Here is a 13069-nt window from a genome sequence, read left to right as displayed (position 1 = left end):
AATGTAGTCCCGCTTGGCAGTGCCACAAGGGCAAGCCCTCCTCCACTGCGTTGCGGCCCTGCGGGTGTGGCCCAGCCTGAGGCGCGGGAGCGGACATACGCATGATTGCGGTCGATCCGCAGCCCAAGGGGATTAGCCCCGAAGGTTTTCATCTCAAGGAGACTTCTCATGTCCACCGCTTCCTTCACCACCCTGATCGCAAACGTCGGCCGCATCGATCCCACCAAGACCTTCGGCGATGACCGTCAACTGGCAACCCTTTCTGTCGCCGTCAGCCGCAAGTTCAAGGCCCGAGGCGAAACCGTCGAAGAAACCGACTGGTACACTGTCAAGACCAACCTGCCGCACCTGATCAACATGATCGAGAACCACATCAAGAAGGGCGACCAGATCATCATCTCCGGCGCCCAGTCGCACAAAACTTTTGAACGTCAGAACGGTGAGAAGGGCATGGCCATCGAGATTTTCGCCCACGCCATCCAGTTCAACATCTCGAAAAAGGCTGATGCCAAGGACGGCGCCAACGAAGCCGGCCAGCAACACAACCAAGACCTCGACGACGAAATTCCGTTTTGAGGACGGTTCACCGGATCGGCCAGGGAGGTGCGGGCTCGTACCTCTCTGACACCGGCTTCGACGTTCAACGGTTTCAATTTCTCTAAAGGAGCACGGCCATGGGCTGGCTTTTCATGCAACGACTGGACGGCCACAAAGGCCCCAAAGAATACCTCGATGCCCAATTCACATACAGGAATGATCAATCCCAACTCCGCGTTCTCAGGTCCACTCTGGTCAACCGGCGCGTCTATTATGCCGCCGCCGAACGGATCTTAAACGCCGACAATACGCGCGTGGTTTTCGCCATCGTCTGTCTGGTGAAGTGGACGCCTCGTGCCCGTGACGGTTATACCTTCGGCTACAAGGACATGGATGAAACCGTCGGACCTTGTGAGCGGGATTGTCCGGCCGGCATACTCGATCTGCTGACACCTACTGAATATCCCTACGCCATCAAATGGCGGGAGGAATGCCGAGCCAATCTTGCAATTCGGGCGATCCAGGCGAAAAAGCCAAAGCCGAAACTTGGCCAGAATCTGATCCTCGCGGACCCGATGGGCTTCACCGATGGTCAAAAGCTCAGTCGTTTCCGAGTGACAATCCTGCCAAGGCGCCGCGGTTTCGTCTACCAGTCTCTGGAGAACGGGAGGTTCTATCGGATGCCAAAATTGGCAACTGTCGATTATCGCCTGGAGGCACCGGGGTAGGGGCGATCTGCCGGTGTCAGAGCAGACTGTCCTGTTCCGTCGCCGGCGCCTTTACCTTCGGCTTTCTGGGAGCGGCCGGCTCTTCGACAAAGTCGGATGGCTTGAAACGGAAGGTGCCTTTGGGTGCGGAGGGCCAAACTTTTTCGCCATCTTCGTTTGGGACGGGGTCGATGCTGGCGACGGGTTTGCGGTCGAGCCACAGCTTGATCTCATCGCCAACCAGGGTGACAGGCTCGCGGGTGTGATAACCGGTGAGGTCGTCGCCGGCGGCTCGGGTCATAAGTGTGAAGCTCTTGATGGTGACACCATCGGCCAGGGTTGCAGTGTCCCAGATCCCGGCAAAAACCATTTCGTGGTTGTCGGCACGGAGGATGTCCTGGCGCTGTTTCTTTTTTGCGTCGTGTGGATGAGGGCCGAACCATTCCCAGAAATAGTCGACAGGCACCACGCAATGACGGTGCTTCATGGCGCTGCGGAAAGTGGGTTTGTCCGCAGCTTCTTCGATCTTAGCGTTGAACGAGGTGAGCTTGAAATCCGCCAGGTCCTTGTTGAACCAGTTGGGGATCAGGCTCCACCGCATGATCTCGACTTCGTAGCCGTCGGGTTTTCCGTCGACCAGGCGTTCGTGGATCACTGGGTAATTGTTCGTCGGCCGGATCTCGGACTTTTCATAGAGTTCGCGCTGGGGCGGTTCACGGCCGAACATGCTGAGAAGCTCATAAAGCTCAGCCCAGTTGTCGACCTTTGGTTTGAAACGTCCGCACATGAGGCACCTCGTCGCTAGCTGGCAATCTTATGCGCGAGATCGGCATTGTCAAACGATCGAGGCGCTTGGGGGCCATCGCCATACAGTCGGATGGCGGTGTCATCAAGATCATATGGAGTGTCGAGCTGGTCGCTCGCCACGGGTCTCTCAGCATTATTGAGCGGCCATCTTACCAGATCACCCCACCTGTCAACGGCTTTGCCGTTTCCCTCGTCTTCGACCTGAAGGTCTTGCCTCGGTGACAGGAGGGGACCCCGATCTGGACGCCAGCCTTATCAACAATGCTTCAGATAAGGATCACTGCCATGTTCAACGAAATGTCCACTCCGACCGTACCCTACGATCAAGATGAACGCTTTGAAGGTATCGACGAACTTGTGTCAGCGCTGGAAGCGAAATGGCTCGAAAGTGCAAAAGCTGCAGCGAATGCCGAGTAGGGTAAGCCCATCAGCCAAACGGCTGGTGGGTCTTTTTTTGGCTTCGGCGGATGCTGAGCTGGTCCATTGGTAAGAACCGGTTGTCTATTTCGCGGCCATTTGCTCTCTGCAGTGAGGCTTGCCCATCTGGCGGTCGCCTTTTCCTTCGACGAAGCCGGAAATCCACGACAAGTCATCAACGCCTTGCGGTTGGATCATCGGCTTGCGATCGTAACCGGCATCATATCCAGCTCTAAACGAGTCGGCGTCTATTCGAACGGCTGGGGACTTTGTCATACCAATATATTGCAACGAATTTTTGCAACGCGCAACTTGTCGAGCATCTTGCCGAATGCGTTATTAAGTGAGGCCGGCACACCTTAACGCCTAGGGGCGCGGCCCGAAGGGCAACAGACTTGGTTCTCCAGACGTCTATAGGGCGGCGACCCCAGGATAGACGCCCCGACCGTGGGCCCCTTTGCGAAAGGGGAGTGGGGGCACCGTTGAGAAATGAGCTGTTTCATAGGTTGGCAGTCATCAGTGAATTCCCAGGCAATCCGCTCAAGACCGAACCCAAAGCGCAAACAATCGACAATAAGAGGATGGATCAAGAAGTGCTTTTTAGATGCACACCTTACGCCCTCTCGGCGGAAATAAAGCCTAAAAAGCATTTAAAATTAGTAGGATACACAGAAAACACAAGCCGGAGTGAGCCGCTTTCCCGCGGCCATTCTGTCGCCAAAAATAAAGTCCCTGCCAGAAAAAAATCTCAGAAAATTCTGCTCACCGGGACGGTCGCGAGGAGGAAATGCGAGGGCGAGGACCTTCATATTTGGGATACCGAGCTTCCCGGCTTTGGGTTGCGATTCAGATCTGCCGGTAGCAAGCGCTGGTTTCTGAGATACGTGGAACGCGGTCGCGCCCGCGTCTGGACTATCGGCAAAGTCACTGACATTTGTGCCGAAGACGCGAGGGAAGCCGCTCGAAAGCGGCTTCGAGATGTGGCACTACTTGGGTTGCCAAAAAAGCCCATGCCGGTGAACGCGGCAGTGAAGGTCTCCACCTTTGCAGACCTCGTGGAGCACTTTCTCGCTGACCGCCCATTCGCTTGGAAGCCCTCGACGGAGTACGCCAACAAGCGGGCGCTCAAGGTTGTCCTGCTTCCGTATTTTGGGTCGATGGCAGTTGATGCCATACGCAAGCAGGATGTCTTGCGATGGCGTGACACGCGGGCGGAGCGCTCCGGGGCATTCAACCGGGAAATCGCTGTCCTAAGCGGTGTCATGCAATATGCCGAGCAGTTGGGCCTTCGGAAGAGGGGTTCAAATCCTGCCCGCGGGACACCGCGTTTCAAGCGGGAGGAGATACAGCGTTTTCTTGAACCCGCAGAATATCGGCGCCTCCACCTTCGTTTGAGCGAGAACGACAACGTCATCATGGTCGCCGCCATGCGCCTGCTTATGCACACGGGGGCGCGATGCGGCGAGATATCGAACCTGCGGTGGGGCGAAGTCTCCCGTGAACGGCTTGAACTGGCCGATAGCAAGACCGGCCCGAAGTCGATCCTGCTTAGCCGCCAGGCCAGAGCCATTTTGGACGGCCTACCGCGTGGCGGAGATGACGCGCTTGTCTTTTCGGGAAGGAAGGGACAGCCAGCGAACCTGAGCAAGTGGTGGGCGGACTTTCGATCCACAGCAGGCCTGCCGGATGTTCGCCTTCACGACTTGCGCCACAGCTACGCGTCGATAGCCATACAGAACGGCATCAGTCTTGAACCCATAGGTCGCCTGCTTGGCCATGCGTTGACGGAAACAACGGAGCGATACGCCCACCTGACCGACCAGTGCATTATCGAAGCGGCCGAGGTTGTGGGTGCGTCCGTTTTCCAGCTTATGGGGTGGTCAAATGAAACTGTATGATATCGACCTGAGCGTCCTCGATCATTTATTTCTCGAAACTCCTGCTCCGCGAGCGCCGGCCAAGCGAAAGTGCAAAGAGGATGCGCAACGGTGGACGACATGGTTTCCCGCCCAGCCAGGTTTTGGCCTTCGCGAATATGCATCCGGCCGGAAGATATATATTGCCGAATGTCCTACGCCCACGGGACGCCGGACTATCACAATAGGCAATGCCAATGTCCTCGACCGTCGCACGGCGCTCAATATCGCCCGGCGCTGTATCTATTATTCCGAGGGCTCGGCCAACCCCGCTGACGAACGCAAACGCATCCGCCGAACGCCGATGTTCCAGGACTATCTCAACGACTATTGGGCCGTCATGTACCCTCAATGGAAGCCCGCGAGCCAACATACGGAGGATAAGTACCGGAGGCTTTATCTTGCGGATGCGTTCCTCGACAAGGGCGTCGATGAGATCACCTATAACGACGTCGCCAAATGGATGGTCGAGAAGACGAGGAAGGGCTCACCGGGGGCTGTGAATCGAGCGTTTCAGCGCCTAAAGGCTGCGCTAAGAAAAGCTGAGGATTGGGGCTATCGGCCCGAGGCCAGCAATCCATGTCGTGGTGTCAAAGCAAACCCCAGACGTAAAGTGGAGCGATTTCTAAACGAGCAGGAGTTCGCGCGTCTCGGTGGGGCAATACGCGAAAGCAGTATAAGCCGGCCGATGCACAACGCCGCACTCTTGCTTCTTCTGCTGACAGGTTGCCGTAAGGAGGAGATCATCGGCCTGACCTGGGGTGAGGTAAAGGGCGCGCGCATTTATCTTGATGACACCAAGACCGGCGCTCGCGTCGTCCATCTTTGTTCCCAGGCGCAGGGTATTTTGAGCGGTCTGAAGCGTGGCAAGCCAACCGACAGGGTTTTTAAAGGACAATATGGCGGCGGTATTTCAACAGACGACTACTGGAAGCGCATCCGAGACGACGCAAAGCTTGGCAAGGTCCGCATACATGATATCCGACACAGCTACGCCAGCCTCGCGGCGAGGAAGTCCCTGCCTCTGCCAACGATCCAAAGATTGCTTGGCCATGCCAGCATCGATAGCACGGCGCGATATACGCATTTCGATGACGAGCATTTAAAAGGAGTCGGACAGAAAATCAGTGATTTGATCGAAAGTGCGATGGCCGGGGCGCGAAGTTAAGATTGCGTCGAGGTTGCGCACCGGCCCCAGGTATCTCTTCCGGAGTTGGCCGATATCGTTGAAAAAGTCGCTGTTGTAGTCGATCTGAGGTCTGCTGCAGCGATGCCGCAGTTGGCACCGCCGCTTCTCAGGCCAGCTGCGGTCTTAGCATCGGCACCACCTTTGCCAGTTTCCTCAGGTTTTGGGCTGTGGCTGCCAGTAGGAACTCATCCCTGGCACCGTTCGGACCACGCAATCGCAGCCGGTCGAGCCTGAGGATGCGTTTGAGGTGGGCAAACAGCATCTCGACCTTCTTCCGTTCGTTCCGGGAGGTCACATAGGCATCGGTCTTAGCGATGTCCCTGGCCATGTCTCTTGCGCCCTCATGGATCGAGCGCGGGATCTTCCGCGCCTGGGTCTTTGGACAGCACCGCGGCTTCATATCGCAGACCTTGCAGTCCTTGGTGCGGGCAAAGTAACGCATAAATCCATTTTCATCGATCGCTGGGCCACCCTGTCTTTGGCTTGGTAAAAGCACCTTGCCTTCCGGACAGCGGTAGAGATCGTTGTCATGATCGTAGATAAAGTCAGCGCGACTAAAGGTGCCATCATCGCGTCGCGAGTGGTCGATGACCGGGATGTGCGGCTCTATGCCTTTGTCATGGACAAGCCAGCTCAACATCTCGGCGGCGCCATAGGCAGCATCCGCAGCCAGCTTCTCAGGGTACAGGCCAAAGCGTTCATCGACCCGATCGATCATCGTTCGTACGGCGCCGACTTCTGCCTGGCGGATAGCGCGCGAGGCTTCGACATCGACAATGACAGCGTGCTTCAGGTCGATCAGGTAGTTTGTGGCGTAGGCAAAGAAGGCATGTCCCTTTGCGGCGCCTGTCCACTGCGCGGCAGGATCGGACTTCGACACGAACTTCGGCTGCACCTCGCTGGCCTTGCCCCACGCTGCGTCATCCAGGACCTCGAGATATTCCTGCACGGACCTGCGCGTTGTGGCCAGCGCCTGCCAGTCGACCTCATCGGAGGCCGCCGCCGAGCGCTGTTTGTTGGCATCCGCCTTAATCAGGCTGGCATCGGCAGCGAAGCCGTCGCCACCCACCAGGCCTTCATCGATGCAGCGCTGAACCGAAACCTCGAACAGTTGGCGCAGCAGATCGCTGTCACGGAAGCGGCCATGCCGGTTCTTCGAGAAGGTCGAGTGATCAGGCACGGCATCTTCCAGATCCAGACGGCAGAACCAGCGGTATGCCAGGTTGAGATGAACCTCTTCGCACAGCCTGCGTTCCGACCGGATGCCGAAGCAGTAGCCCACCAACAACATGCGGATCATCAGCTCAGGATCGATCGATGGCCGGCCCATCTCGCTATAGAAAGGCCGCAGGTGTTCACGGATGCCGGACAGGTCCACGAACCTGTCAATCGACCGGATCAGATGGTCGGCAGGGACATGGCGTTCGAGGTCGAACCCGTAGAACAACGCCCCCTGCATAATCGTCCGCTCGCCCATCATGGCCACATCTCCTTGCTGACCAAGGAAATGAATCAGGACTTCAGCAAGACCGCAATGAGAACTTTTTCAACAGTATCGGCCCGATGCGGAAATATTGCGTCGGAATCGCTTGCAGAAAAGCGGACACATATATGCTAACTTCTGGACGGCTACGTGACCGATTCCAAACATTTGTCGACATTACATGTGCGGATCTACATGAGGCTTTCGAAGTCACGTAAATACATGACAGAGCCTTGTCCCCAGCCGTCAGCCTTAGTCAAGACCAATGGACGGAGTGAAGCCCAAGTCCAGAACACCGCTTTTGCGTATTCCTCTGGCACACTGGTAGGCAAAAGTGCGTTCTTGAGGAATTCAGGAAATTTTTCTCGTTTGAGGTATCGAATGTGCCAATAGACGGTTGCTGTCAGGCTGGCATGCTCCATGATCTGCGCCGCGTGTGCCGGATCTCGAATTCCCTGGAACCGGCCTTCCACGTCTGGAAGGTCGAAAAGACCAAGGATCTGTCGTATTGCAATTCGCATACGGTAGGCAGGCTTCGGATGAGATCCGAAAGGTGCGGAGACAGCACCCGCGTCGGTTTCGTTGTGCAACCTGAGAAATGTGCACATGAGACTTACAACGAAGCACCAAAGCTTTGATGGCGTTAGTCCGCTTCCTGCCGACAGGCTTGATATCAAGAATAGTGTAGCTTCATGGTCAGCGGCCAGCTCTAGAGCATGGCGTATTGAAGCATGGGCCCCTGATAATGGTGTTGCTCCGTTAACCGGGAGCTCTGAAAGGCTGCTTCCATCAGGACCATCCTTAAGCCCAAGTAATTGGGCCTCGCATTCTCCATGATGTTGAAACAGATGTGCTTGCTCATGGGCGTACAGCCATGTCAGGCCAAAAACCTGAATATCTATCTTTGCGTCTTCTACGCTCAGTCCCACTGGAAGAGCTTGTCGACGGCCATCGAATGATAGCGCTTCGAACAGTTCATCGTATTGAGGTTTGGAGAATTCACGAACGCAGAATTGCGGGAGGAGAAAAGCGTCCCTGTAAGTTTCTACCGAAACACCATAATTGAACGTGATCTCATGGGTTCCGTCTGACCGGATGGAAGCGACCGCGTTGAAGTTGAGTTTTTCGGACCACAGCACGGTAAGCGTTCGAGCATTTCTGGCGTAAATTTTATCGGAAAGTCTCGTTTTCGCGTTGTCGATTATCTCAGTTCCGATCGCTGTGACGACTGGAAGATTGATAAAATCTTTTTCACGTTCCCTTACTTGACGTGCGTCCAAAGCCGTCCCTCCCCATATAGTTCGCTACTTTGCCTAGCGTGGTTAGCAGTACAATGGAATGGTTCTCATGCGGATTGCGGCGTTGCCCTAGTCGTTGATTCGCTAAATTGGAGAGTTGAGTGTCAATCGGCGCCGAAAAAGGACTCCTTTTTGTGCGTGCCCTGAGCGGCGAGAAGCGGAACCGCCCCATTGCTTACGATTCACTGCTGCAATCGGCTGTGAAGGACGAGGAGCTGAAGCTAAGAAGAACGACTAGCGCGCGATCTTCTCGGCTGCCGCACACGCGCAGCGCGCGGTTGAGTTCTTGCGTCGTGGCGGAGGGGGAAGGGCATCTTCACGCTGCGGGGTGAAGATCGTAACCGATCGCGTGCATCAAGGAGAACAGCTGTCCTTTGACGTTGTCGGAGACGCCGATATTGACCTTCAGAATTTCCTGAAGCGGAGCCAGATACTTCGTTTGCACGAGCATCTTTGCGCTCTGATCGATGGGCAGAAGCGTGAACTTTTCCGCCGACTTCTTGTCGGCCATGGAAAGCGTGCAATAACCGCGTCCGATCTGCCATGTCAATGCGCCAGCCGACAAACTCTCCCGCGTGCACAGGGCCGCAAGTTCGAGCTGGGTGTATTTTCCGAGAGCGTTTGCGATTGTCTCGAACGCATGTCCATCCCGCACCCAGTTCACCCAGAGGCCAAAAAGCGCGCTTCGATCCTGTGAGGGTAACAACGTGTCCGCGATGTTCTGCAGTTCTGTGAGGATTTGCTCCTGCGTGCCGCCTTCCGAAAGCCATCGATACTTCGCGGCGAGCGAGGCAGCGGCGAAGCGAAACTGCTTGGCCTCCTGATCCGCGTTGTGCCAATCGAGCATGCACCACAGAGTCATTGCCGCAGACAGCCTCGGTGAGTGCATCTCACGAATGAAGCGGGTCTGCTCCTCGACTTCAAGCGCGGATATCCGCATTGGGATGAGGCCGCTTTTGCCGTCCGCACCAAAGAACAGCGCGCGCCACAGCGATAATGTCTGCTCGCGGTAAGTGGCAGCGGGGAGGTTCCCGTCGCTGCGCGCCATGGTCATCAACATCGAGAGAAACCCGAGGTCACGCGCAAGCTCCGGCGCAGTGCGGCTTTCCACGAATGCCGGTTTCGCAATCGACTCTACGATTTTCTTCAAGAGCCGCACGACCCTTAGGCCAAGCTTTGCCCGGTCCTCCTTGTCTTCGGCGTCTTTTACTTCCTGAGGCTTTGCGTCTTCGTCTAGATCGTCACCATCTTTGCCTCCGCCATCTCCGGGCAGTGGTGATGGGCGAGGTGTTGGGGCTTGGCGCGTTTCAAAGAACGCCGCGAACAGAGCGAGCGCATCTCTTTCTCCGTACCCAATCGGCACAGTGGGATTGAAAAGTGACGGTGGCCGCCCAAAGCCTTCGGAGTAGATATCGTCCTCCGTGAACGGGATCGGATCAGGGTCTTGCTCGTCATCGCTTGCACCGGCGCGTCCGCCCCCTGCGGGCTTTCTTTGCGTATGGAGATCAAACAGCTCCAGGATTCGCAAATATTCAGCGCCTGTCAGAGAGCCGCGCGCGGCTGCATCATCTAGCTTGTCTTTGAGCATTCGCTCAGGCGCGGCCATCCGCAACGAACGTTCGTCATCGATCCAGCTCGGCGCGGAGACCACGGTCTCTCCATCGGCGGCGATGCCTTGCAAGGAAAGCGAACGCGCCGTCCCCTCGATTATGAAGTCTGCACTACCGTCCTTGAATGCCTTGCACTCAATCAACGGCGCCTCTGGCGTGGGTGGCATCATAAACAGCCGGGCAAGGGGCCTCGCAGACTTAAAGCGCACCTCCAGGTGCGTACCCTCCCTGCGCGCGGTCATAATCCGCAGATCGGGCGACTCCAGCTCCCAATCATCGGAAAGTGGCGTCATCGGTAGGTCAGGTGGAGCGTCGTTGATCGTGAAGCCATCGAAGAGGTCTGAAACCTCTTGATCATCGGCCATTGTAAGAGCCAGTAATTCAGCATTCCCCCATTCGTGTGTGGCAAGCAGTGCCGCTCTTGAACAGTTTGCGCTGCCGCTCGCTATGACCGTTCTGGTCGCGGAGCGGAGCACATAGGCCTTCGCATGGAGGAACTTCTTGCGGCTCTTTTCAGAGAGCGCTTCGATTGTCTTGAGGCGAACAGACGCGGGGAGTGTTTTGGCAGCGCCAGCAGCTAACCCCGCACGACCTGGCTGCATCAGTACATTTAATCCCTGCGGCGCAATCGATGCTAAGGACTTGAGCGCCGCACCCTCGTCATCGAAATAAGGGCTGAGCATATCGATCGATTCGATGTTCTCTCCCGTGAAAGCGAGAATCTGATCGAGCATGGTTACTTCGGAAGGCGTGAACGCGAGTCCGAAAGTCGGTGGCAGGCTCCCTATCCATAAGTTCTTGGGTTCGGCGTAGGCTCCGGACGTATGGCTTCGAAGTCGCTGCGCATCTGGGACGAGCGCCAAGATGCGTTCTAGGTAATCCCGGAAAGCGGCGATCTGTCCTCCACCATCGCCAGGGTGGGCAAAGTCGGACCAGATTTCTTGGTTCGCGCTCCATCCTCCATGAGTGATATTGCCACTTCCTACGGCGAGGACAGCGTTGTCTTCACCGCACAAGAAGAGTGCTTTGGGGTGGAAGCGCCTTGCGGGTCCAAGTTCGACGGGTACGACGCGGTAGCGGGAGCCAAGCTTGGAAAGAAGCCCGACTTGCGAGCGATAAGAATTGGCGGCGCAAGCTGCATCCGCAAAGATGGTTAATTGAGGGGAGCCGATCTCGCGGAGTTTGGGAAGTAGGATCGATTCCACGAAGAGAAAATCGATGTTGTGCGTCAGGACGACAGCGGTTGTAGCTTTCTTTATTCCGCTGCAAAGGCGGTCGATGACGTTGAATTCGTTCACGCCGCCTCCACCCGCATTAGCCTCCCGTTATGACCCTTCTTGAACACACCGATATCGGTCAGAATGCCAATCGTGTTGTCGAGACGACTACCGCTGTTGCCTGCACGGCTTTTGTTGGCGGTAAGGCGCAACAACTCGCCATCAGTGAAGAAGCGCAGCGAACATTTTTGGCCATTAGACATTTTGCGCAAAGTCACCTGCAGATGTGGGACGATCGCGCAACGCTCCATCAACTCATGAAGTAACGCCTTAAACGGCACTTCGGTTGAGCCCTGAGCCATCGCAAGTGCGAGGTTGCTGATCTGGCTGACATCATTGGTTGCGTCAGGTCGCCGGAATGCTCTCGTCTGGGCTTCGATGGCCGCGAGGAGAGCAAACGCCATCAACATTTTGTCGGGGGACGGCAGGTCGTTGAGGATATCGAACGGTAGGGCTGCATCGAGCATGAGGTTTGTCGGGACCGACGTTGCCGCCTCCTTCCCCGAGCCTTTCCAAGCGTCTTTGGCGGCGGGCCACAACTGCATGAGGCGACCATCATGCCTGGCCTCTCGTTCAACTGTGTCGGTGATTTCAGCAGGTGCCGCGTCTCCAAAGTCATTGAGCACACCGCAGACCGCTGAAAGAAGTAGCTCCAGCGTGAAATGCTGGCGACGGCGCCACTCATACTCCGCCCAGGAGAGGGACGCTTTGTCTTGCCGCTGGCCTTGGCTGCAGGCCTTGAGATTGTTGGCCAGTACGCGGTTGGCTGAAAGCGAACCTTCTGCGGTCCAGCTGTCGATCCACTCCAACGTCTGCGCGAAGCTCTTGTATCGAGTCTCCACAATAGCTTTGTGTGGGTGCGAAGCTTCCCACGGGTTCTCAAAGGCATGGCGCAGGATTTTCGATTCTTCGTCGTCAACGGAAAGGCTACCCAAGGAAAACTCAGCAACAGCCAGCGCGGCTAATTCCGGCGTTACATCGCCGCCCTGAAAAAGGAGTGTTAGAAGCGGTGATCCATTGAGACCCGCATTCCGCGCCGCCCACAGATCCTGTCCGCGCTGTGTCAGACGATAGGGAACCGACTGCGCCGAAGCGCCATCATCAAGGAGCCCGACGCCTTTGCACGGGTTGTAGTAGATGTTGAGGATGCGGCTATTCTTGGAGGGAGGCAGCGGCACCGCCTGTCCTGCCTTTAGGGCGCGCAGCTTGTCGGCGAAAACATCACTACCGAGAATAGCGCCGCCGACCTTTCCTGTCGGATCGACTTGCGAAGCGGCGTTAATCAGGAATTCGACCCGAGTGAGGTAGTTGTTTAGGTCATGGGCAACGAACGAGCCATTCGCTGCGATGGTCGTCTTGTAGAACTCATTGATGGCCCAAGGCAGGATGGAGAAATATCGGCCGCGCGCCGAAACCGTCGTGATGCCGTTGACCAGGTTTGCTTCGATACCCTGATCGAGCGCGCGGACGCCAAGAATATCGAGGCCCTGCGTGTCCTCGAGTATGTCGGCATTCCAAAAGAGCATGCGCTTCGTCGTCCCCCACAAGTCCAAGGTGTACCGTGTTTCGAGTTCGCCTTACCACGGGAATTGTCGTTTCCATAAGACAAAAGACCGCGTGACTATCGAGGAAGGGCCGCTCCGTCACAAGCTTATATAACGACACGCGCCAATTGTGTAAGGTTGAGGCAGAAGGGGGCGAAGGCATGGGAAATTTTCAGCGAGACGGGTCGATCAGCAACAGTCACGTTGGTCGTGCCTTTGAGTTGCGAGCACAGCAAGCGCTTCTACGGGAAGGCGTTGCGGTCGAAATGAACCACAAGGTTCCG

General features: G+C 56.4%; 10 protein-coding genes. 5 read left to right on the top strand and 5 right to left on the bottom strand.

From position 1 onward, the window contains the following. Nucleotides 1–168: 168 nt before the first annotated feature. Together ABAC460_RS41635 and ABAC460_RS41630 are read left to right on the top strand one after the other, a co-directional pair. Nucleotides 169–576 carry a single-stranded DNA-binding protein gene (locus tag ABAC460_RS41635; protein ID WP_023454741.1) on the top strand — a complete coding sequence of 136 codons (408 nt, stop codon included), beginning with the start codon at nt 169–171 and terminating at the stop codon, nt 574–576. A gap of 98 nt (nt 577–674) precedes the next feature. Then, nucleotides 675–1265, top strand: coding sequence for a DUF6927 domain-containing protein (locus tag ABAC460_RS41630; RefSeq protein ID WP_023454740.1), 591 nt, complete (start codon nt 675–677; stop codon nt 1263–1265). 16 nt (nt 1266–1281) lie between these two features. Here ABAC460_RS41630 and ABAC460_RS48515 read toward each other — a convergent pair whose 3' ends face one another. After that, nucleotides 1282–2031: an SOS response-associated peptidase gene (locus ABAC460_RS48515; protein WP_023454739.1), complete on the bottom strand. Its 750-nt coding sequence runs from the start codon at nt 2029–2031 to the stop codon at nt 1282–1284. A gap of 305 nt (nt 2032–2336) precedes the next feature. On the opposite strand from ABAC460_RS48515, the gene ABAC460_RS51065 reads away from it, so the two are divergent. From ABAC460_RS51065 to ABAC460_RS41615, 3 genes are all read left to right on the top strand, one after another. Continuing rightward, nucleotides 2337–2468, top strand: coding sequence for a hypothetical protein (locus tag ABAC460_RS51065; protein ID WP_255346544.1), 132 nt, complete (start codon nt 2337–2339; stop codon nt 2466–2468). A 482-nt stretch (nt 2469–2950) separates the two neighbouring features. Further along, the gene (locus ABAC460_RS0124980) at nt 2951–4366 is read left to right on the top strand and encodes a tyrosine-type recombinase/integrase (protein WP_023454735.1); all 1416 of its coding nucleotides are present in this window, start codon (nt 2951–2953) and stop codon (nt 4364–4366) included. Next, complete coding sequence (locus tag ABAC460_RS41615) at nt 4353–5552, top strand: tyrosine-type recombinase/integrase (protein ID WP_023454734.1); 1200 nt, start codon at nt 4353–4355, stop codon at nt 5550–5552. The genes ABAC460_RS0124980 and ABAC460_RS41615 overlap by 14 nt, the downstream gene beginning before the upstream one ends. Nucleotides 5553–5679: 127 nt before the next feature. Here ABAC460_RS41615 and ABAC460_RS41610 read toward each other — a convergent pair whose 3' ends face one another. The 4 genes from ABAC460_RS41610 to ABAC460_RS41595 form a co-directional block, all read right to left on the bottom strand. After that, nucleotides 5680–7053, bottom strand: coding sequence for an IS1182 family transposase (locus ABAC460_RS41610; protein WP_023454733.1), 1374 nt, complete (start codon nt 7051–7053; stop codon nt 5680–5682). A 194-nt stretch (nt 7054–7247) separates the two neighbouring features. Further along, a complete protein-coding gene (locus ABAC460_RS49885; RefSeq protein WP_155914706.1) occupies nt 7248–8336 on the bottom strand; it encodes a hypothetical protein in 1089 nt (362 codons plus the stop codon). Nucleotides 8337–8670: 334 nt separating this feature from the next. Then, nucleotides 8671–11262, bottom strand: coding sequence for a hypothetical protein (locus tag ABAC460_RS41600; protein ID WP_023454730.1), 2592 nt, complete (start codon nt 11260–11262; stop codon nt 8671–8673). Further along, nucleotides 11259–12767: a hypothetical protein gene (locus ABAC460_RS41595; protein ID WP_031237188.1), complete on the bottom strand. Its 1509-nt coding sequence runs from the start codon at nt 12765–12767 to the stop codon at nt 11259–11261. Before ABAC460_RS41595 ends, ABAC460_RS41600 begins: the two co-directional genes overlap by 4 nt. Between the last annotated feature and the right edge of the window lie 302 nt (nt 12768–13069).

It is taken from the genome of Asticcacaulis sp. AC460 (assembly GCF_000495795.1).
Lineage (GTDB): Bacteria > Pseudomonadota > Alphaproteobacteria > Caulobacterales > Caulobacteraceae > Asticcacaulis.
This window is presented reverse-complemented; position numbering and strand designations above follow the sequence as displayed.